At 46.5% G+C, this 18,765-nt stretch carries 16 protein-coding genes; 5 read left to right on the forward strand and 11 right to left on the reverse strand.

Translation table 11 applies throughout. The features are described 5' to 3' along the window. Positions 1–88 precede the first annotated feature (88 nt). From NDI48_02400 to NDI48_02415, 4 genes are all read right to left on the reverse strand, one after another. A complete protein-coding gene (locus NDI48_02400; GenBank protein ID MEP0830051.1) occupies positions 89–2,056 on the reverse strand; it encodes an ATP-binding protein in 1,968 nt (655 codons plus the stop codon). 396 nt (positions 2,057–2,452) lie between these two features. After that, positions 2,453–3,331: a sulfate ABC transporter permease subunit CysW gene (gene cysW / locus NDI48_02405; protein ID MEP0830052.1), complete on the reverse strand. Its 879-nt coding sequence runs from the start codon at positions 3,329–3,331 to the stop codon at positions 2,453–2,455. Further along, entirely contained in the window at positions 3,324–4,178 is an 855-nt protein-coding gene (gene cysT, locus NDI48_02410) for a sulfate ABC transporter permease subunit CysT (protein MEP0830053.1), read from the reverse strand. Before cysT ends, cysW begins: the two co-directional genes overlap by 8 nt. A 189-nt stretch (positions 4,179–4,367) precedes the next feature. Beyond that, the gene (locus NDI48_02415; GenBank protein MEP0830054.1) at positions 4,368–5,552 is read right to left on the reverse strand and encodes a sulfate ABC transporter substrate-binding protein; all 1,185 of its coding nucleotides are present in this window, start codon (positions 5,550–5,552) and stop codon (positions 4,368–4,370) included. Between the two features lie 347 nt (positions 5,553–5,899). Here NDI48_02415 and NDI48_02420 point away from each other — a divergent pair, with 347 nt between their 5' ends. The 5 genes from NDI48_02420 (at position 5,900) to NDI48_02440 (ending at position 10,745) form a co-directional block, all read left to right on the forward strand. After that, entirely contained in the window at positions 5,900–6,190 is a 291-nt protein-coding gene (locus NDI48_02420) for a hypothetical protein (protein MEP0830055.1), read from the forward strand. Positions 6,191–6,725: 535 nt separating this feature from the next. After that, a complete protein-coding gene (locus tag NDI48_02425; GenBank protein ID MEP0830056.1) occupies positions 6,726–7,256 on the forward strand; it encodes a universal stress protein in 531 nt (176 codons plus the stop codon). Positions 7,257–7,403: 147 nt separating this feature from the next. Then, entirely contained in the window at positions 7,404–8,147 is a 744-nt protein-coding gene (locus NDI48_02430) for a hypothetical protein (GenBank protein ID MEP0830057.1), read from the forward strand. An 882-nt stretch (positions 8,148–9,029) separates the two neighbouring features. Further along, entirely contained in the window at positions 9,030–9,392 is a 363-nt protein-coding gene (locus NDI48_02435) for a VOC family protein (protein MEP0830058.1), read from the forward strand. 42 nt (positions 9,393–9,434) lie between these two features. Further along, positions 9,435–10,745, forward strand: coding sequence for a recombinase family protein (locus NDI48_02440; GenBank protein MEP0830059.1), 1,311 nt, complete (start codon positions 9,435–9,437; stop codon positions 10,743–10,745). On the opposite strand, the gene NDI48_02445 is transcribed toward NDI48_02440, so the two are convergent. From NDI48_02445 to NDI48_02475, 7 genes are all read right to left on the reverse strand, one after another. Beyond that, positions 10,735–11,991 carry a murein transglycosylase A gene (locus NDI48_02445; protein ID MEP0830060.1) on the reverse strand — a complete coding sequence of 419 codons (1,257 nt, stop codon included), beginning with the start codon at positions 11,989–11,991 and terminating at the stop codon, positions 10,735–10,737. The genes NDI48_02440 and NDI48_02445 overlap by 11 nt on opposite strands. 76 nt (positions 11,992–12,067) lie before the next feature. Next, on the reverse strand, positions 12,068–12,319 hold the full coding sequence (locus NDI48_02450) for a hypothetical protein (GenBank protein ID MEP0830061.1): 252 nt from the start codon (positions 12,317–12,319) through the stop codon (positions 12,068–12,070). A 64-nt stretch (positions 12,320–12,383) separates the two neighbouring features. Beyond that, on the reverse strand, positions 12,384–13,154 hold the full coding sequence (locus tag NDI48_02455) for a hypothetical protein (protein MEP0830062.1): 771 nt from the start codon (positions 13,152–13,154) through the stop codon (positions 12,384–12,386). A gap of 59 nt (positions 13,155–13,213) precedes the next feature. Further along, entirely contained in the window at positions 13,214–13,591 is a 378-nt protein-coding gene (locus tag NDI48_02460) for a Mo-dependent nitrogenase C-terminal domain-containing protein (protein MEP0830063.1), read from the reverse strand. Between the two features lie 710 nt (positions 13,592–14,301). Then, the gene (locus NDI48_02465; protein ID MEP0830064.1) at positions 14,302–16,062 is read right to left on the reverse strand and encodes a ribonuclease J; all 1,761 of its coding nucleotides are present in this window, start codon (positions 16,060–16,062) and stop codon (positions 14,302–14,304) included. A 349-nt stretch (positions 16,063–16,411) separates the two neighbouring features. Continuing rightward, entirely contained in the window at positions 16,412–17,296 is an 885-nt protein-coding gene (gene dapA, locus NDI48_02470; protein MEP0830065.1) for a 4-hydroxy-tetrahydrodipicolinate synthase, read from the reverse strand. A gap of 168 nt (positions 17,297–17,464) precedes the next feature. Further along, complete coding sequence (locus tag NDI48_02475) at positions 17,465–18,508, reverse strand: aspartate-semialdehyde dehydrogenase (protein ID MEP0830066.1); 1,044 nt, start codon at positions 18,506–18,508, stop codon at positions 17,465–17,467. Positions 18,509–18,765 lie beyond the last annotated feature (257 nt).

Raw genomic sequence — 18,765 nt, forward strand, 5'->3', positions numbered from 1 at the left:
GCAAGCTGAGCAAAGTATCACCGACAATCAAAATATTGGCGTTCATTGGAACAATCGCCTGACAGTTAACAGTTCGCTATTCAACAAATTATTTTTTTGAACTCTGAGCTATCCAATCCTCAATTCTGTCGAATTCAAAATCGTTAACTAGGTTCGAGAGAATCTTGGCTAAAGTGGTATCCTTGGCTTCAAGTTGTTCAATCAGACTAAAAGCCAATTCGGAATCTGCCGCAGCGACGGCCTGGTGCAACTCGGCTACCCAACGGGCAGGTAAAGTATTAAGAGTAGCTGGAGTGAGGGCATCAAACTCAAATTGGGTTGGATTGAGTTTGTTAGCGGGTTCATCGTAGATATAGCGCACGCCAATATGTTTGTTCATCGCGTCCAAGATATCAGCCTCGCGGAATGGCTTACGCACAAAAGCATCACAACCAGCCGACAGGACTATAGCGCGATCTTCTTCTAACGTACTAGCCGTTAGGGCAATAATCGCGGTAGCTTGACCTTTGGTTGCCGCTTTGATGTGTTTGGTCGCTTCATAGCCATCCAGGATCGGCATCCGCATATCCATCCAGATTAAATGGGGTTCCCAGGTGTCCCACACCTCAATGGCTTCTTTGCCGTTGCTCGCTTCCTTCAGTTCAAAGCCCAGAGGAGAAAGCAATTTAATTAACAGTTGACGATTACTCCATTTGTCATCGACAATCAGAATCCGATAACGGGGTTGATTGGGCTCTAGGGCAATGATTTGGCGCATTGCCAATTGAGTTTCGATGTTGGCAGTATCAGCTTTGCTGATGGCAATATCAAATTTGAAAATTGTCCCACGTCCCACTTCAGTACTAACAGTGATTTCACCATCCATTAATTGTATGAATTTACGGGCTATGGGCAAACCTAACCCTGTCCCTTCTTGGGCTTCTTTACCCGTTTGGCTTTGAACAAATGCTTCAAAAATGGACTCTAAGTCATCTTGAGCAATACCAGCGCCCGTATCTTCAATCTCGAAATTTAATTTTAACTTAGAAACATTTTCTTTGGTTTCCTCGTTGGATTTTTGCCGTTTAACTCTTACACATACTCCACCTTCTTGGGTAAACTTAATCGCGTTGTTCAGCAGATTAATCAAAATTTGCCGTAATTTGACTTCATCAGTTCTCACATATTGAGGAATGTCAGGATTTCGTTCAAACACTAACTGCAAATGCCGCTCATCAGCTTTGAGTTGAAACATATCTTCCAAATCATCCAGTAGGCGATGGAGATCGAAGTTTTTTTCGTTGAGGGTGGTACGTCCAGCTTCAATTTTGGATAAATCTAAGACTTGGTTGATTAGGGCTAGTAAATGTTCACCACTACGCGCTATAATCCGAAGGTTTTCCTGTTGTTCTGAAGCTATTGTTGGACTCTTCGTCATCAATTGGGTAAAGCCAAGAATCACATTGAGGGGTGAGCGCAATTCGTGGCTCATGTTAGCGATAAACGTACTCTTGGCAACATTGGCTACTTCTGCGGCTTCTTTGGCTTTGGCTAATTCGATATTTAACTGATCCACTTTCTGGGCAGCCAATCGCAACTCAATCTCATCCATAACCACGGCGGCTAAGTCCCTTAAGATTGACATTTCCTCAGAGGAAATAGACCGTAATTTTTTGTCAATCACGCACAAAGTTCCCAAGTTATGACCGTCGTAGGTTCGTAACGGAGCAGCGGCATAAAAGCGTAAGCCCATCTCGCCCACCACGAGCGGATTTGTTAACGAACGCAAATCTTTGGCCGCATCCGTAATGGCATAAATATCATCAGAAAAAATTGCCGATGCACACAATCCTGGTGCTCGATCAATTTGCTGAACCTCGAGACCATGATGAGACTTGAACCAAATGCGATCGCTATCCACCAAACTGACAATCGCAATTGGTACTTTAAATAATCTAGCCGCAATTGAGGTTATGCGGTCAAAAGCCCCATCAGGAGGTGTATCCAGAATTTCATAACGACGCAAGGCATTAAGACGTTCTGTCTCTCTCTCTGAAATCAATTGTTGATTAGCCATCGTTGTGCTTGTTTATTGACTCGTCCAAAAGTCATGTACCTACTGCTGTGCCCGTTTGATTTAGTAGGCTGTGAGCTCACAGCCTTAGAGGAATTGTGTAGCGCTATCCACAGAAAAAGTAAATTAAAAGTTGTGCTGCCTCAAATTGAGTGCCTGACTAAAAGGATTTTGACGGGTGATTACCTGATTCGTACTCAACTTTTGAGGAAAAAATAATATATAGCCAACTTGGGCTTTTCTAATCTATCTCGTGATAGACCCGGTCTGCAAAATCAATCATCTGCCCCTAAAACAAAAATATACAAACAATAAGGGCGCACAACCGTGCGCCCCTATTGGCTCAAGCTTATCAATTATTAGGAATAAATGAGCGATCGCTAATCGGCTATCTTAACTTTAATGAACACCAGAACGACGCGTCGTTCTACGCTCTAAAATTTCCTTGGCGATGATCGTGACAACCGCTAGCAAAGTGAGCAATACAGCAGCCGAGTAAGCCGCTTGAGTCTCATATTGCTTGTAAGCCTCTTCCACAAAGAGCGGTAGAGGTTGAGTTTTACCCGTAATGTTACCAGATACAACAGCGATCGCACCGAATTCACCCATTGCTCTAGCATTAGTCAAAATCACACCATAGAGTAAGCCCCAGCGAATATTCGGCAGAGTGACGCGCCAGAAGATTTGCCAATCATTCGCCCCCAGAGTCTTGGCACATTCTTCTTGATCAAAACCAACCTCATCCAAAACCGGAATCACTTCACGAGCCACAAAGGGCATAGTGATAAAGGCGGTTGCCAGTACCATTGCAGGGAAGGCAAAAACAATCTTAATATCGTGAGCTTCTAAAAACGGCCCAAACCAACCGTTCCGCCCATAGAGCAAGACAATCATCAACCCTGCCACCACGGGTGAGATGGAAAAAGGCAGGTCAATAATGCTCAGGATTAAAGCGCGTCCACGGAATTTTTTCCGAGCGAGCACCCAAGCGGCACACAGACCAAATACGGTATTTAACGGGACGGTAATTAGCGCTAAATACAGCGTAAGCTGCGCCGCATGGAGAAAGTGGGGCTTCGTCATCTGTGATAAAAACGTCCCAAAGCCCTTGCTAAACGCTTGCACGAACACATTGACCGCCGGGATTAACAACATTAAGCTCAGGTAGGTGACTGCTACCCCGATGAGCACAACGGGAACCCAGTTCCTTTGCTTCGTTGGGGAAACGTCCTTGCCAGGAGGCGTATCATGGTGCAACGAGGGTTCTAAATTATGCATAGCGTCTTCCCCAAGCTTGCAAAAGGTTAATGGCCAATAGGATTAACAGCGAAATCACCAACAACACGGTACCAATTACGGTAGCTCCCGAATAGTCGTACTGTTCCAAGCGTTGGAAAACCAATACCGGTGCGATTAAATCTTTATACGGGATGTTAGAAGCCACAATTACCGTCGAGCCATACTCTCCAACCGCTCGTGCAAACCCCAGGGCGACACCCGTCAAGATGGATGGAATTAAGGGGGGCAAAATCACTCGCCAGAAGGTCTGCCATTGAGAAGCTCCCAAAGCCCAAGCGGCTTCTTCAATTTCTTTTTCCATTTCTGTAAGAACTGGCTGCACCGTTCGCACCACAAAGGGCAGCGAAATAAACACCATCGCTACCCACACCCCCAAGCGAGTGAAGGAAACCTTTATCCCAAAAGGAGCCAAGAGGGAACCAATCCATCCGTTATTGCTGTAAACCGTTGCCAGTGTTAAACCAGCAACAGCGGTAGGCAAAGCAAAGGGCAAATCGATTACGGCATCGATAATCTTTTTGAATGGAAAGTTATAGCGAACCAAAACCCAGGCAATCAGCGTGCCAAACACGCCATTCACCAGTCCCGCTAGCAAGGCGGTGACAAAGGTTACATCATAAGTGGATAGAGCAACCTCACTCGTAGCAATTTTCCAGAAATTAATCGGCCCTTCAGTACTGGCTTTGAGTAACATAGCCAACGTTGGCACAAATAGCATCAGGGTGAGATACCCGATTGTGATTCCCCAAGCCCAAGAGAATTTGCTCACTGGAGCCATTGAAGTTTTCCCAACCGGAGTGGGCTGGAAGGGAGAAGATATAGCCATTGTGAAAAAGGATGAGGAGTAAAGAATGAAGAGTGAAGTGTGAAGAATGAAGGATAAAGTGTGAAATATGAAAGATGAAGGGTAGAAAGGATACCTGTCTAATCAGGAAAACAGCCGGATTGCAGCCGCCTTTTTTATCCTTCCTACTTCATCCTTGAGCCTGTTTTATCCTGCAATCTTTTTTGATTTCTACTTGCCCGCTTGAATTTTGTCGAAGACAGCGCCGTCATCAAAGAATTGCTTTTGGATCTTGTCCCATCCCCCTAAATCCTTAACCGTGTAGAGGGTTTTGATTTTGGGGTATTGGGTTTGCGTTTCTTTTTCGACAGTGGGGTCAACAGGACGAAATCCTACCTTGGCAAATTCTCGTTGTGCTTCTGGCGTATATAGGAATTTGACAAAGGCTTCGGCAACTTCACGCGTCCCATGTTTATCCACGTTTTTGTCTACCACAGCAACGGGATTATCGATGGAGATATTGACATCCGGCACAACATAGGGAAGATTTTCACCTTGCTGCTTCGCCAGAATCATCTCGTTTTCGTAGTTGATGAGAGCATCGCCTTGACCTTGCTTGAAGAATACGTCCGTGGCTTCCCGCGCATCTCTAGGCAGTACGGGGACGTTCTTAAAGACTTGTTTCGTGAAGTCTAGTGCTTTATTTTCATCCCCACCTGTTTTTGTCACAGCGCCCCAGAAAGCCAAAAAGTTCCAGCGTGCGCCGCCTGAGGTTTTGGGGTTAGCGGTAATCACTTTTATGCCTGGTTTAGCCAAGTCTGCCCAAGTGCTAATCTTTTTGGGATTTCCTTCGCGGGTGACGATAGCACCTACAGATTTGCTAACAATGGCTTCGTTAGGGGATTCTTGCTCCCAACCGGGTTGAATCAGGCCAGCTTTCTCTATTTTCTTGGTGTCAAGGGCGAGGGCGAGGTGTACCACATCGGCTTCCAAGCCATCAATCACAGCACGAGTTTGGGAACCTGAACCCCCGTAGCTTTGCTGGAAGGTGACGTTTTGGTTATGTTCTTTCTTCCACTGTTCAGCAAATTTGGGAATGATTTGGTCGTGGGCAGCTTTGGTTACGGCGAAAGAGACAAGGGTTATCTCCACGTCTTTTTTCTGACTCGCTCCGCTATTAGCAGAATTGTTGGGTGCGGTTGTGCTGTTGTTCCCTTCCCCAGAGCAAGCTGAGATTGCGACACTCAAGCTGACTCCCACAAGAAACAGGGATAGAAACCCCCGCCGAGAACTGTAGTTTAGCCGACTTCTTTGCTGCCTACCCTGCTCAATCCCTGGCACAGCCTTAAGAACACTATTAATAATTTGCCCTATTAAGTGCCTCCCCGCTTGGGGAAGGCGTTGCCACTGACTCATGAAAATACTCCTATTAATCTACGGTAAATACATCAACTTACCGGATTTAATGAATACTGACATGTTTCTCTAATTTTGGGAAGTAGTTTCCCCAAAAAATTTAGCAAAAACTCGACTGATTTACCGTAGATTTTGGGCACTTAAGGGAGTGTAGGTATACTCTCTAATTACTCTAGTCGAAAAATACAAGCCCTGGCCTACCTCAAGGTAGACTTTCCGCCTGTCCAACCCTAGGCAAGAGTACTCCCACGCAACTTTTTTTGCCACGATAGCAAATTATCCCGATGGGGTCGCACGACTGAGGAAAAAAGAATTTAGCTAGGTTGTAACGCTAAGGTAGTCATTTCATGAAAAATGGGCAATGTCCTAAGTGTGGTTCGCATGAAGTTTTTAGTAACACGAATCGAAAATTTCCGGCTCTCAATACAATGACCATAGGTTCAGGCAACTTCGGCAATCGTTACGCCTATCTCGATACCTATGTTTGTGTTCGTTGTGGTTATGTGGAAAACTATGTAGCTAAACAAGCCGATTTGAACTATATCGAAGAAGAATGGACTTGTGTTAGAGAAGATAACAATCAAGTCCGTGATTCCTCTAGCGAAGATTCAGTCAGTCTAGGCTTTGCCTCCCTTTAATGACAAGTTCTTTTCCTCAATTGTTCACTTCTCCTACTCGTGCAACCGGGTGGGACAACGCGATAGCATTATCGGCTTTTCTCCCTAGAGGAATTTAGGGGCAGCCACAAGGGCTGCCCTTCCTCATTTCAGGGTACCTGCAAAGGATATGACCATAGAATTTTATGAAGCTTTAGGAATGTCATTTTTAATAATTTTATATTTTTGGTCGGATTAGCTGACACACCGAAGCAAACCTTCGCAGGATTGTAGTCCTTGCGGAGAAAATATCCTTACTTGTAGCCTTCGTCAAAGCTCATAAGTTTTACACTTTGTTGAGAGATAAGTAAAAGAATCTTACAAACTCTATCGGTCATAAGAAATTTAGGAGATGATTATAAGTACGCCGATATCCGTCTCAGAGAGCATTGAGTGAATAGTGATGCTGATCGTGCAATTCTTTAGGTCGCTCTCTGACCCGTTATTCGCTTAAAAAGCATAGCAATAATGGCAACTGTGGCTATGTAGCCCATTCATCCCTGAGGAGGGAAAGATTATGGCTGTCAACAAAATTCTGGTTGCTCTTGATCGCTCACCTCAATCCCTCGTAGTGTTTGAACAAGCTCTAGAGATAGCCCAAATAGAGGAAAGCCATCTTTTGTTGTTTCACACTCTGAGCTGGGATGCCAATGAACAGTGGACTCCCTTTATTGGGACATTGGCTGATATCGACTTGTATGGAAACTTCCATCGGCTCCATCGAGAGCATCTTCAACAAGAAATTGAGAAAGCTCAGAGTTGGCTGCAAACTTATTGTCACCAAGCCAGATTAAAGAATGTTCCTAGTGAATTGGACTGCCAGCTTGGAGAGGCTGGCTCACTGATTTGTAAGGTCGCCCAAAACTGGGGAGCCGATTTAATTGTTATCGGTCGTCGAGGCCACCGATGGCTATCAGAAATTTTGTTAGGAAGTGTGAGTAATTATGTGGTGCATCATGCCCTTTGCTCTGTCTTGGTTGTGCAAGGAATCACTCTAAAGAATGTAAATTCTACAGCTAAAGGCATTCCAGAAAAACTTACATACTAGGGATGAACTTGACGCAAAATTGAATAATTTTCAGAGATTAAATTTTTGAACATTTTATCAATTGTTTAAATAATAGTATTTGAAGAAAATATGAAATATCGGAAAACTCCGGTAGGATTTTTCATTTCAAGTTTTGGAATTATTGCATTGATCACTATACTTTCCGCTTGTGGATCGGGGCCTCCTGACAAAAGCTCCACACCAACTCTAACCCCAGAGTCGGAAGGTGTACAAAAAGAGGTTGAAAGAGTCATTGAAAAATTACCTATCGGTCAACGTGTTCCGAAAGGCATGGTGATTTACAAAGGCCCAATAGAACAGGGTATTCCTGTGAATTCTTTCCTGGCCGGTAGTGATATTGAGTACGTCGGATTGAAGGACGAGAAAACGGCTGAAGTTCGCATTAAAGGACAGCGTGCCTTCAAACGTAATGGTGACTCCCTAGAGTGGAAAGGAAGTCCTCTAGAGGGGGTGGACGTGCAACTGCGCGATCGCGTCTTGTGGTTTAGCCCAGATCGGTTACAGCTTGCGGGTACTATTGATCTAACGGTGAATCAAATAGCACCTAAACCCGGTTCGATTCCCCAGATTCCAGACAAAGGTACATCCAAGCTGATCGTTTATAAACTGCCAGTGATTTACCGAGTCCAGCGAGGAGAGACAATTTCCGGCACGACTTTAACCTATGTCGGAAAAACTGAGAAAGGCGCAGAGTTAGGTGGACTGCTCAAAGACGAATATCCCTACCGTGAAGTCGGCGATTCTATCTCTTGGCAAGGCCAACTCCGTTCCAAAGTTTACCTCGATCTGGTCGCACGCACGGTTTTTTACAACGAGGACAGCCTGAATCTTACCGGAGTGGCAACTATCATCCTGGCACCTGGAAATTGAGGCGTAAGAACAGGAGTTGAGTGGAGTTTACACATAAAGTAAGTTCGTAGGACTGCGGTGTCCTCGTATGAGTTCCGGCTTGGGCAATCGCTGCCCTGAGAAAGAAGGGTTGGCGTACACATTAGCAGATTGACGGCAAAATAAATCGGCTAATTAGCGTAAATCATTTGAGACAAATGGCTGAAGCAACAGCTCTTAGGGAAAGAAGACAATTTAACATGAAGGCTAAAATCATTCCCTAAGGATTAGGCAAAAACTCTACATGCCATGTAAAAGTAGTCCAATTTATAAAGTTTGAGCAGAGTAAATAAATCTGCCCTATTGGTATTTTTTGAACCTTGCACATGCCTGTAAGGTAATCGACTCTCAAACACAAACGCTTGTTAGTAAAAATTCAAGTCAAATCAATGCAGATTCTTCACGCCATTACTCAGACTGAATCAGGGTACACACTTAAAGTTTGGGAACCCGCCGTAATCACAAAAGATCGAGTTCGCCCGTTTCTCTGGGAAATTAATCTCAGCGCTGCAACCACTGACGAATTTGAGTTAGTCTTGGAGCAAATTAACCTTTTACATAGATACCATACTGAGACGTCGGGAATAATTCCATTGCCAAGTCATGGTTTAAATAGGATTGACCTTGGCAAACAGTTGAGTGCATCCGTTGAAAGCAACGAATGTACTACTTCTTGTTTATCTATTTAGAGCCTCATCATCATTGATGAAATGTTGATACTGCGCCTTGATGGTTGAATAGGGGATGCCTGTTGTGGAGTGGAAACAGGCTGATGTTGAATCGATGTTCGCCTAGGCAGGTGATCTAGGTCAAAATTAATGACATCAGACCAACCTCCCTTGTATTCTTTCTTTCAAACTCGTGATGCAGATTACCCGGTGTCTTCATGTCGCTGTTCTTGTTTCTGACTTGGAAAAGGCAGAGCATTTTTATGGCAATATTTTAGGATTATCTAAAGTAGAGCGAATACTCAAATATCCCGGTGTTTGGTATCAGGTGGGAGACTTTCAGATTCACCTGATTGTAGACTCATCCATTCACCCCAAACTGCAAAATCCCGAAAAATGGGGACGGAACCCCCACTTCGCCCTCTCCGTTGCTGACTTGGATGCCGCCAAAAGCCAGCTATTAAAACATGGCTGTTCTCTACAAATGAGCGCGTCTGGTCGCCCTGCGCTGTTTACTCAAGACCCAGATGGTAACATCATCGAATTAGGTCAGGCTTAGGGTATAAAGGATTACACCCCTACGGGATGCGATCGCGATTGCATGAAAATTGTTGCCTACCTTTACAGTGACCCCCTCCTTGAATCCCCAGCGAACCCAACGATTTGGGGATTTGAGGTGGATCGGGTCTATCAAGATTTGGGAGGACGTCAGCAATTGCAGCAGTTGTTGGCGGATTGTCACGTCGAACCCGCAAATTACTTATTAATCCAGCGCTTAGATGCACTGGGAGACACCATAGAGGAAGTTAGCGATCGCCTCACTCAACTCGAATCTCTGGGTATCGAAGTCATTGCCACAGAACAATCCTACAACTCTTCCCAACTTACCACTAGCGATATTCCGAATATTCGGGCAAATTTATTCAAAATCCTGAGTGAAATTCAAAACGACCAATGTAGCCGTCGTATTCGTCAAGGACACGCCCGGAATCGCCTAAAAGCTCTCCCACCTCCTGGGAAAGCACCCTATGGCTATCGGCGCGGGAAAGATCGCTACATCATTGATCGTTCTACAGCCCCTGTCGTCAAAGATTTTTTTGAACAGTTTCTCTTATATGGCTCGTTGCGGGGAGCCGTGCGATATCTAGAAAAAAAGTACAATAAAAAAATTTCGGTGTCCACAGGGTGGCGTTGGCTAACCAACCCCATCTATCGAGGTGATTTGGGTTATCACAATGGTGAGGTAATTTCTGATGCCCATAACCCCATTCTCAACCGAGAAGAAGCCGCCCAGATAGACCGCTTACTGCGTCGCAACCGCCGACTTCCCCCCCGTACCGCCAGCGCCCCTCGCTCTTTGGCGGGTTTAGTCGTCTGCGGGGAGTGCCAGTCTCACATGACGGTGACCAGTGTCACAAGACCTCGCACTGACAAAGAATACCTCTACCTACGTCCGATTAGCTGCCCCAAGCGTCCCAAGTGCCGTGCGATCGCTTACGAAAAAATTCTTTTATTCACAATTCAGTCAATATGTCAAGAGTTACCTCGTGCCGTCGCTAGTATGAATACCCCTAGCTTGGATGGGGTAAAACAATCGCTCAACCTTCAAATCGCCCAAAATGAGGAAATATTAGCACAACTCCCAGCCTTAACCGCAACGGGTGTCCTCGATACAGAAACGGCTGATTTACGTGCCTACAAACTCCGGGCAGAAATTTCCCAACTGCGATCCCGACTCGCCGCACTACCCCCTGTAAATTTACAAGCGATCGCCCAAGCTGTTTCCATTCCCCAATTTTGGAATGATTTATCGGAAGCCGAGCGCCGATTCTATTTTCGAGAATTTATTCGGCACATTGAAATCATGCGTCAAGACCAGGAGTGGTGGCTAAAACTCATTTTTATTTTTTGAGCAACAAGTAATAAAGTTCTCCTGTTCCGTTAATCGCCCCGGCGCGATCGCCTGCTTTTGGCCCTGTTCCCATAAAGATATCAACGCGACCGGCTCCCTGAATCGCACTGCCCGTATCCTGATCGAGTACGTAGCGATTCACCATCCGAGTTTCGAGCTGATTCATGGGGTTGGAGTAAGGGATGGGGGCATTAATCAGCGCTAAGGCTCCCGGTGGCATTAGGGATTTATCCGTCGCAATCGAGCGCTCTGGGGTTACTGGTACGCCAACACTACCCATTGCGGGTGCCCCGTAGGTTTCTCTGAAGAAAACAAAGCTTTGATTGCGAGGTAAATATTGACTTAGTTCAGGCGGATTGGCGCGAAAATAATCGATCAGAACCTGTAGTGTCAATCCCTCCAAGGGCAATTTGCCATCTTTAACCAATTCTCGCCCGATGCTGACATAGGGGTAATCGGTCTTGCCTGCATAACCGACTGTCATTTGCTTGCCGTCGGGGAGTTGAAGACGGGCGGAACCCTGGACTTGAACGAGAAACGCCTCTAAGCGATCGCGCAACCAGACCAGTTCGCCCCCTCTGAGTTGGCTGTTGGTCCCTAAACCATCTTCCCCTTCTAACTCAGCACGGGTCGGGTGAGGTGTCTTCCACCTTGGGAAGTTAGTAGGCAGTTTGTAGAGGGGGTAGCGATACTCGGCACTCCGCCTCCGACTCGCCGCATAAATCGGTTCAAAATATCCCGTAAACAGGACTGTCCCCTGCTCGTCTCTCCCGACAGACTTGTAAAAAACAAACTCGCGCTTGACCGCCGCTTGCAGCTGTGCAGGAGAGCGGGAATTGAGAACGAGTTGGCGGAAACGCACGAGGGAGCGACGGACGCGATCGCGTGTTATTTCGGGTACCGGATACTTCCGGTAAGCCTCAGCCGCCTTGGCTGAAGCCAAAAAACGTAAGCTGTTGTCGAGCGACTTCAACAGCGCTTGCCGATCCCCCGGTTGACCCGCACTCCCCCACAACTGATCGTCTAAACCCAATGCACCCAGATTGACCTGACTCTCATCCAGGTTTACGGGTCGTAGTGGCACATTGACTCGACCCGCATCTGGATTAACAGGTTGCTGGGCTACATTTTCCTGACCCACTTTCGGGTTAACGGGTTGCTGCGGCGCATCGGCGAGGGCTAAACCATTCGCACTCAAGAAAGCCATCCCTACAGTTAGGGAGAGCCAAGTTATTATTTTTCCCATACTCACCAAAAATTGCCAAACCGCTAGTCATTGGTCATGGGTCAATAGATCCCTGACCCCTAACCCTTGACCCCGACTAATAGCGTTCGACGCTTCCAGCGTAAACCGGTTCCACGCGAATCGCTGTAACGCTAGAGGGACGCAGCACCATGTACTCACCCTGGATATTTTTGATCGGCACGTTGATGAAGTCTTGAGAGGTGGCTTTGGGCATTAGTTCGCCACTGTACCACTTTTGAAACTCTTGAATCGTTGCGAAACGCACTTCTTCCCGGTGACCACTTGACAAAAAGATGTATACGGCGTACTCATCTGGGGTTCTGGGCATGGAAAACAATCCTTAATCCGTAACCCAATTATTATCAGCGACCGGGCGGCGGAAAATCACATCTTCAAGACAATAAATTATACCGTTGCAGCAAAGTTTCCAGCACCGACGGCAGAGTATGTTGTAAATCTTTGGCCTGTTTAAACAACAACTGCTGGTAACTGGGCAAGTCAAAGGGGAATTGTCCGGGTAAGTCTTGTCGTTCCATCTGTACCAGCAAAATTTGTTCGGTGCGCTTGGCGGTTAAGGCGTAGCCCATCTCCACACAAACATGAGGACTGGGAATTAATAGAGGAGTTTTTTCTCCATCTATCTGAGCCACGGATGTCCCATCGGCAACAAACAGCAGACTTTTGCGGATTTTACGCATTTGGGTGCTGCTTAAGCGCATAGGTTCACCGGCAGGTCGTCGGGATTCTTCCAGTGTGAGGGGTAAGCGAGAGCGCTGGTTAAAGGTTTCCAGAGTCTTCGAGAGGGCATTACGCAGCGCCTCATTAGAAGCGTTGTACTCATTTTGGTAGCTCAAAAAAATGATGGGTTCCAGTTGCGCCATCACCTCAAGCTTTGTGAAGTAAATCTCGTGAGAAATCAAGTCAATGTTGGAAATCGCATAACCACCACTGCCTTCGATATAGAATTCGACGGTTTCCCCTTCCAAGTACCGCCCAAACCAAAGGGAGTGTTTCACATCCTGGCTATCGTCTAAAAAGTCAGCTCTTAAACCTGACTTGAGCAAGCTATTTTTGCTCAGACGCAAGTCGTGAGGGCGTTTCTCCAGTTCTTTAATCGGTTCATATTGCTGGAGATACCAGGCTTTCAGGGCAATGATGGCCATGATGTCTTACAGATGCACGGTTTCCCGACGCCCTCCACTAAAATCCTTGAACTGGAATTTTAACAGTAAGCGGAGATATCTTCACCACATTCATCGGCGAGGTAACACAAAGCCCGAAAGCGCAATGCGACAACTTCCTCATACAACGGATTCAGCTTGCACATGGGCGGAATATGGAACAGAGTACGACCAAATAGTTTGATCTCACGTTCAAAGGGACACTGTGCTGGGATGAGTTGGCACAGTCGATGTGCCATTTCAGGGCTGTTGACATCAAGGCTCTCAAGCCACTGCCGTACAGGGTGAAGCAGGTCAAAGGTTTTCTTGGCTTTGGGGAAATTTGTCGAGGTGGTTGGCTCAGAAGAAGTTTTAGCTGGCTGCGTCCAAACCCAACTTGTAATGGTCAGATTTTTTGCTGTATGCTCGGATACATTCATAGTTCCTTTCCTGTGCTTGGGAAAAGCGAACTGGATCGCCTGTAATTTACCTACAACCGCTCAGCATCCAATACCGGATAAATTCCGGTACCCTCTTGGGTGAATTGCCATACTCTAGCAGGGACGGACATGTCGCCTAAAAGAGTCAAACGCTTGTTTGTAACTATTACAGGTGTCACGGTTCTGGGTGGTCTGACCCTCGGTCAAGGTGGCTGGGGTCAATATAGCTACTGAATCAGCAGCTTATCTTAAAGCCAAATTGATTAGATGCACTGAACGAATAACAGTCGTTCGAGTAAGTAAAAAAACCTAATTGATCAGGGCGGAAATGAATGACGTATCTATCTAAACTTTTAAAGTGATCGGGCTGGTTATTGATATGGTTACTGAAACACAAGGTAATTACCTTGGTAATTTCACGGAACTTCTGTGAAGTTAGATTGAGAGTCTCAGTAACATCACTTAACAGGATAACCGATCTGTGTAGTGAACATCATAAAACAAAAGACTGACTTTGCCAGGGGATATTTCTTCCTGGACAAAATCAGTCTGAGCAAACGCGTCCTGTAGTAGACCGGGCTGTAGGAGAGAGGAACAGAGGGAACCTGACTCAAGCCAGTTTTCTAGATTCTTTACAAATCTTCATTTTTTCCTAAAGCCTCGGTCACCCCTGGCTGTTGAGAAGGGGTTAATCTTATCTCTCAGTGAGACTAGGAAGCCACCCTAGCCGTTGAGCGTCGGCGTCGCCCCGTGACCTTGACCGGGGGTTCCTCCGGAGCTTGGAGCAAGAAGACCACAAGGGGATGACTCTGAAGCTCACGTCGGGCTAAGCGGCGTAAGTCATTCTCAATTTGCACTTGCAAGCCTGCCCAGTCGATATCCAACTCGCTACCCTCGAAGGACTTGGCAAAGTCTGTCCAGCGCTCAGTTAATGTCCGTTCAATGGCCTTAATCACCAACTGTTCCAACAGGGATTTCTCAACCAGCGAGACAACCCCCCGTAGGTGGATTTCTGGCTTGGCGAGCAGTTTGCCCTCCCAGTCTACGGCTGCCGCGACAGTAACAACACCATCTTCTGCCAGTTGCTGCCGTTCTTTGAGTACGTTGTCATGGACAATGCCGCATCGATCAACCAGTTCAATCCCAGACGGCACCTTGCCTGCGACTCCAATGCTATTTTCTGTTACTTCTACGATATCCCCGTTGTTGATCACGACCGTATTTTCTGTGGGGATACCCATCGCATGAGCCATCTTGGCATGTTGCACCAGCATCCGATGCTCGCCGTGAACTGGCACAAAGAATTTTGGTCGAGTTAGGGATAACATCAGCTTCTGGTCTTCCTGTGCACCGTGCCCGGAAACATGGATTCCCTTGTCCCGACCATAGATGACATTGGCTCCCTGGATCATCAGCTTATCGATGGTATTGACCACAGCAATGGTATTGCCAGGAATGGGGTTAGCGGAGAATACCACCGTATCGCCCTGCTTGATTTTAATTTGTCGGTGTTCGCCATTGGCAATTCGCGTCATTGCCGCCATCGGTTCACCCTGAGAACCGGTTGTCAGAATCACTACCTTTTCGGGAGGTAAGTTGCTAACGGCATGTAATGGCTCAAACAAGTTATCTGGGCATTTAATGTAACCCAGATTCCGAGCATGGGCGATCACATTCAGCATCGAGCGCCCGACAACCGAAACAACCCGTTTGTGTTTCTGTGCGAGTTGCAAAATGATATTCACTCGGTGAACTGACGAGGCAAAGGTTGTGATCAGTACCCGTCCAGGTGCTTGAGCAAAAACACGGTCGAGATTGGGATAAACTGCACTTTCTGAAGGGGTGTGTCCTGGGACTTCAGCATTGGTTGAATCACTCAGTAAGCAGAGTACCCCTTTCTCACCGTGTTCTGCCAATCTTTGGAAATCAAAGAATTCGCCATCCACGGGTGTATGGTCAATTTTGAAATCTCCCGTATGAATCACGACACCGAGAGGGGTGTGGATGGCAATGGTAAAGCTATCCGCCATGGAGTGGGTATTGCGAATAAATTCAACCACGAAGGAAGTGCCAACTCGTACCATGTCACGGGGACTAACCGTCTTCAATACTGTGCGATTGGCGACTCCCGCTTCTTCCAGTTTGCCTTGCAGCAACGCCATGGCTAGACGTGGCCCATGAATGACGGGAATATCAAATTGCTTGAGGTGATAGGGAATGCCGCCGATATGGTCTTCATGACCGTGGGTGACAATCATCCCTTTAATTTTGTGGCGATTTTCCCGCAGATAGGTCATATCGGGGAGAACAATATTCACCCCGTGCATTTCATCGTTGGGAAAAGCAATCCCTGCATCTACAAGGATAATTTCATCGTTGATCTCTAAAATACAGGTGTTTTTGCCAATCTCATGCAATCCGCCCAGGGGAATAATTTTTAAGGCTGATGCAGATTTTTTATTGTTAGTCATTTGCCTCCTTTGAGGTATGCGTTTATCTTTGTTTACGGAATTCAAAATCGTTCAAAACTCAAAAAACAGTGAGTTGGTAGATAACAATCTATGGTGACGCCAAGCAGTCGGCATCATGCAAAACTTTTCCATCCCTCGTCTGCGACCAATGATCTATCTAGTCTCACTACGAATAGAGGAGATGATGCCTGAACCACATGGGTTCTTTTTTTATGTGTCCCCTATCCTTGAGTCTTTGAATCGGGGGAAGATAGGGACTATTAAGACTATTAAGAACCATTCATAGGTAAGATTTATTCCGTTTATGGGGTTATGGTGAAAATTTTGTAGATAGTAATATCCGAGCTTTTTAAAGCAAAGCAAGTTCAATCAGAACTTTTTCTAACTCTTCTTTAAACTCAGTTGACAGGTCACATAGAGGAGGACGTGAGGAACCTACGTCCCACCCTTGCAGTTTCAGCGCTGCTTTGAGAGGGATCGGGTTGGTCGTGCAGAACAAGACTTTAAATAAGGGGAAAAGTTTTAGATGAATTTCCCTTGCTCTAACGATTTTCCCCGCTTCAAACGATTGGATCATCTGTTGCAGATCTTGACCCACTAAATGACTGGCAACACTGACAACTCCAGTGCCTCCAATTGCCAGCATGGCTAGGGTAAAGGAATCATCTCCAGAGTAAAGGGCAAAATCAGGTGGTGTCAAACGCCGAATTTGACTGGCCTGGTCGAGATTACCACTGGCTTCTTTGAGTGCCACAATGTTGGGGATTTCGGCTAAGCGGGCAACGGTCTCCGGTTGGAGATTTTGACCGGTGCGGCTCGGAACATTGTAAAGCATCAAGGGAAGGTCAGGACAGGCTTGCGCGATCGCCTGAAAATGATGATACAGTCCTGACTGTGGTGGCTTGTTGTAGTAAGGAACGACTTGTAACGATCCATCTAGCCCTATTTTAGCGGCTTTTTGCGTCGCGGCAATGGCTTCTTGAGTCGAATTTGACCCAGTTCCCGCCATAACGTTAGCTTTTCCGGCTACGGCTTTCTGTATCACTTGAAATAACTGGTACTCTTCATCCCAAGTGAGGGTTGGAGATTCCCCCGTAGTCCCGCAAACGACAAGGGTATCTGTGCCATTGTTCACTAAATGAGCGGCTAATTGCTCAGCGACTTCATAATTGACGCTGCCATCTTCCTTGAAGGGCGTGAGCATCGCCGTTAGTACACGTCCAAAATTGACCACCCTTTTTTTATTCCTCCTTGGTCAAAGGTTTGCTCGGCGTAGCCGTTGCCATAAGTGTCAGTTAGACGGTTGAAGGTTGAAGGTTATAGGGTTGAAGATTAATTTCTTCAATTTGGAACTTTCAACTTGCCACCCTAGCAACTTTCAATCCCTCAACTTGCCAGTTTGTTAATGAGTCACTGTTGTTGTTGCCGATCGAAGTAAATTTCGCGCAACCAACAATTCCGCAATTTGTACCGCGTTCAGGGCAGCACCCTTACGAATTTGGTCGCCACACAGCCAAAGTTCCAAACCGCAGGGATGAGAAAGGTCTTGACGAATTCGACCCACTAGAACTTCATCACGACCTGAGGCATCAATCGGCATTGGGAAGTAATTGGCTTGCCAGTCTTCCACCAGTTGCACTCCAGGGGCATTGGCAAGCACCTCTCTTGCCTTGGCGACTGACATGGGTTGTGCAAACTCTAGATTAATCGCTTCTGAGTGGGCACGAAGTACAGGAACCCGTACACAAGTCGCGCTAACTCTGAGCTGGGGCGCATTAAAAATCTTGCGCGTTTCGTTGACCATCTTCATCTCTTCCTCGCAGTACCCCTGCTCATTCAGCGGCGTGTTGTGCGGGAATAGATTAAAGGCTAATGGGTAAGGAAAGCTTTCTGTGATCGGGGTTTCCCCGTGCAAAATGGCTTGCGCCTGGGTCTTGAGTTCTTCCATGGCTCTCATCCCAGCCCCACTCGCCGATTGATACGTGGCAGCAACAATTCGTTGCACGGGCTGAACTTGATGCAACGGCCAAACCGCCACGGCCATCAAAATCGTTGTGCAGTTAGGGTTGGCGATAATGCCTTGATGCATCGCTGCGGCATCAGGATTCACCTCTGGAATGACCAGGGGCACCTCTGGATTCATGCGAAAGGCACTAGAGTTGTCAATCACGACCGCGCCGCGCTCAACAGCTTTGGCCGCCCAAGCTTTCGACGTTGACCCTCCGGCAGAGGCTAAAACTACATCGATATTCTCAAACGATTGCTCGGATACAGGCTCTACTAACAGTTCTTCTCCCTGGAAGGACAGGGTACGCCCAGCCGAGCGGGGTGAGGCTAAAAGCTTTAACTCAGCAAGTGGGAAGTTTCGGCTTTGCAGTAATTCCAGTAATTCTGTGCCTACTGCACCCGTCGCGCCTAAAATAGCCACGCGAATTGGATTAGACAAATGAATTTCCTCCACCTTAATAAAGAGCTTAATAACTTAATAAAGAGATACTTGTCACACGGACTGGATTGAGGCTTTATAGGTCGTTAATTTTTTTTAAGTTTACTGGATACTCTTACATTAATAACTTGGTTTCGTTCTAGCGCACCGTCGTTTTAAAAATGGCATGAAATTTAATAAATTGCTATTACCTGTCTTAACACGCTTGAGTCCGGTTTCTCACTCTATCATCTGAGGGATAGTCAGAGCTATTGGCC

It is taken from the genome of Microcoleus sp. AS-A8 (assembly GCA_039962225.1).
GTDB lineage: Bacteria > Cyanobacteriota > Cyanobacteriia > Cyanobacteriales > Coleofasciculaceae > Allocoleopsis.

Coding starts and splice junctions, on each gene's coding strand:
- NDI48_02400 (MEP0830051.1), bottom strand. CDS start 2,056: ATGGCTAATCAACAATTGATTTCAGAGAGAGAGACAGAACGTCTTAAT.
- cysW (MEP0830052.1), bottom strand. CDS start 3,331: ATGCATAATTTAGAACCCTCGTTGCACCATGATACGCCTCCTGGCAAG.
- cysT (MEP0830053.1), bottom strand. CDS start 4,178: ATGGCTATATCTTCTCCCTTCCAGCCCACTCCGGTTGGGAAAACTTCA.
- NDI48_02415 (MEP0830054.1), bottom strand. CDS start 5,552: ATGAGTCAGTGGCAACGCCTTCCCCAAGCGGGGAGGCACTTAATAGGG.
- NDI48_02420 (MEP0830055.1), top strand. CDS start 5,900: ATGAAAAATGGGCAATGTCCTAAGTGTGGTTCGCATGAAGTTTTTAGT.
- NDI48_02425 (MEP0830056.1), top strand. CDS start 6,726: ATGGCTGTCAACAAAATTCTGGTTGCTCTTGATCGCTCACCTCAATCC.
- NDI48_02435 (MEP0830058.1), top strand. CDS start 9,030: ATGCAGATTACCCGGTGTCTTCATGTCGCTGTTCTTGTTTCTGACTTG.
- NDI48_02440 (MEP0830059.1), top strand. CDS start 9,435: ATGAAAATTGTTGCCTACCTTTACAGTGACCCCCTCCTTGAATCCCCA.
- NDI48_02445 (MEP0830060.1), bottom strand. CDS start 11,991: ATGGGAAAAATAATAACTTGGCTCTCCCTAACTGTAGGGATGGCTTTC.
- NDI48_02450 (MEP0830061.1), bottom strand. CDS start 12,319: ATGCCCAGAACCCCAGATGAGTACGCCGTATACATCTTTTTGTCAAGT.
- NDI48_02455 (MEP0830062.1), bottom strand. CDS start 13,154: ATGGCCATCATTGCCCTGAAAGCCTGGTATCTCCAGCAATATGAACCG.
- NDI48_02460 (MEP0830063.1), bottom strand. CDS start 13,591: ATGAATGTATCCGAGCATACAGCAAAAAATCTGACCATTACAAGTTGG.
- NDI48_02465 (MEP0830064.1), bottom strand. CDS start 16,062: ATGACTAACAATAAAAAATCTGCATCAGCCTTAAAAATTATTCCCCTG.